Origin of the sequence: Desulfovibrio sp. 1188_IL3213 (assembly GCF_036763145.1) — a bacterium.
GTDB lineage: Bacteria > Desulfobacterota > Desulfovibrionia > Desulfovibrionales > Desulfovibrionaceae > Desulfovibrio.
Genome location: NZ_JBAIYR010000418.1, coordinates 1 through 1949, shown reverse-complemented (window position 1 = coordinate 1949; position 1949 = coordinate 1). Strand labels below are relative to the sequence as shown.

Annotated in this window: 2 protein-coding genes and 1 pseudogene; all 3 read left to right on the top strand. The window is 62.2% G+C overall.

Annotated elements, in window-relative coordinates:
- Window positions 1-233, top strand: a pseudogene (locus tag V6C16_RS12130) (hypothetical protein); the annotation flags it as partial.
- Complete coding sequence (locus tag V6C16_RS12125) at window positions 211-990, top strand: energy-coupling factor transporter transmembrane component T family protein (RefSeq protein ID WP_333535457.1); 780 nt, start codon at window positions 211-213, stop codon at window positions 988-990. The pseudogene V6C16_RS12130 and the gene V6C16_RS12125, both read left to right, overlap by 23 nt.
- Window positions 990-1949: ATP-binding cassette domain-containing protein (locus tag V6C16_RS12120; protein ID WP_333543316.1), on the top strand; the 960-nt coding region annotated here is incomplete at its 3' end. The genes V6C16_RS12125 and V6C16_RS12120, both read left to right, overlap by 1 nt.

The window sequence follows — 1949 nt, the reverse complement described above, 5'->3', positions numbered from 1 at the left end:
TGCTTGGCGGCTACGCAAGGCCCTGGGGGCCGCTGGTGGCCGTGGCCGTGTTCGACATTCTGTTCCGCGTCTGCTCGCTTGGCGTCTCGTGGCTGTTCATGCGGGAAAATCCCGCCATGCTCATGGCCGCCATTCCTGTGGTGACCCTGGGCTACCTCGGCGCCGTCATGGGTCTTTTTACCGGTGTGGGAGCCGTAAGGGAGCTGCGCCATGCAGGCATTGTACGCCAGTAATACCCCGTTGCCGCAAGGCTGGCTTTATGAGGCAGATGTGCGGGCCAAGCTCGCGGTGAGCCTTCTTGCGTCCATAGGCACGCTGGCCGTTTCAAACCTTGCGGGGCAGCTTGTTCTGGCGGGGGCATCACTGTGCTACGCGCTTTTCATGCGCCGGCCCAAGGCCCTTCTTGTGGCCTATGCCGTTATGGCCGTCATGTGTCTCATGGCCCTCGGCTGTGTGTGGGTTATGGGCCGCATATCGCCCAGGCTCATGGGCAACATGCATTACGCCTCGCTGACCATTCCCTTTCTGCGCATGCTCACCATGATGCATGTAGTGCTGCCCCTTGCGCTTTCAAGCCGGGTACAGAACCTGCTGGATGCCCTGCGCGGCCTGCGCCTGCCCTTTTGCATCTACCTGCCCTCGGCGGTCATTATCCGGTTTATTCCCACCTTTATAAATGACGTCAAACAGGTAACGGAATCTCTCAAGCTGCGCGGCTACCGCCTGAACCCCTGGACCCTGACCCGCCATCCGGTGCTCAGCCTGCGCCTTTTGTTCACCCCTCTGCTTTTCCGCTCGCTGCGCACCTCGGAAGACCTGGGCATTGCGGCGGAACTCAAGGGCCTTGGCATGGGCGAAAGCCTTACCCCCTACCGCAAGAAAGCCTGGACCCGCAGCGACAGCCTGCTCATAGCGGCTGCCGTGCTTGTCATCACCGGCGCGGGCGTATGTCAGTTCATTCTGGGCGGCCCGGCAGGAGGTATGCGCTGATGCTGCGTTTTGAAAATGTGAGCTACACCTATCCCTTCCAGCAGCGGCCCGCAGTGAGCAACATCTCGCTTGAAGTCAGGCCGGGGGAGCTTGTGCTTTGCACCGGAGCCAGCGGCTGCGGCAAATCCACCCTCATCCGTCTGGCAAACGGCCTGTGCCCCCTGCATTTTGAGGGGACGCTGGAAGGCCGCGTTCTGGTCAACGGCACGCCGACCACAGAACAGGGCCTGCCCCGGCTGGCACGTCAGGCCGGAACCCTTTTTCAGGACCCCGAGCAGCAGTTTTTTGCCCTCAATGTGGAGGACGAACTGTCCTTTGCCCTGGAATGGCAGGGGATGCCCGTGCCGCAGATGCATGAGGCCGTCAACGGCGCCGTGCGCCATTTTGGTCTGGAATCGCTGCTCGGCGCATCCATTCACGAGCTTTCCGAAGGCCAGAAGCAGAAAGTGGGACTTGCCGTCCTGTGGACGCAAAACCCGCAGGCGCTCATTCTGGACGAGCCTACCGCCAACCTTGATCCGGAATCCACGGCAGAACTGGCCCTGCGTCTCGGCGAACTCAAGCGGAAGGGCATGGCTATTCTGGTCGTGGACCACCGCCTGTACTGGCTGGCCGACGTGGCCGACAGGGTCGTGATCATGCAGGACGGCCTCATTCAGGCGCAAGGTGATTTTTCCCTCCTCCACGACGATGCGCTGCGCGCCCGCTATGGCCTGCGTCAGGCCTGCGTGCCTGACGCCCGCCCTCTGCTGCCTTCCGCTTCAGAAGCGGACGAAAAAATTGTGGACGTACACGGCCTGACCTACGCCCACAAAGGCGGGCAGCCTCTGTATAAAAATGCCCGTATGAGCCTGCCCGCCGGTATCACGGCCCTGATCGGCCCCAACGGCACGGGCAAGGCAACCCTGGCGCGGGTGCTGGCGGGACTGAACCAGCCCCAGGCCGGGGAAATCCGCCTA

Coding starts and splice junctions, on each gene's coding strand:
- V6C16_RS12125 (WP_333535457.1), top strand. CDS start 211: ATGCAGGCATTGTACGCCAGTAATACCCCGTTGCCGCAAGGCTGGCTT.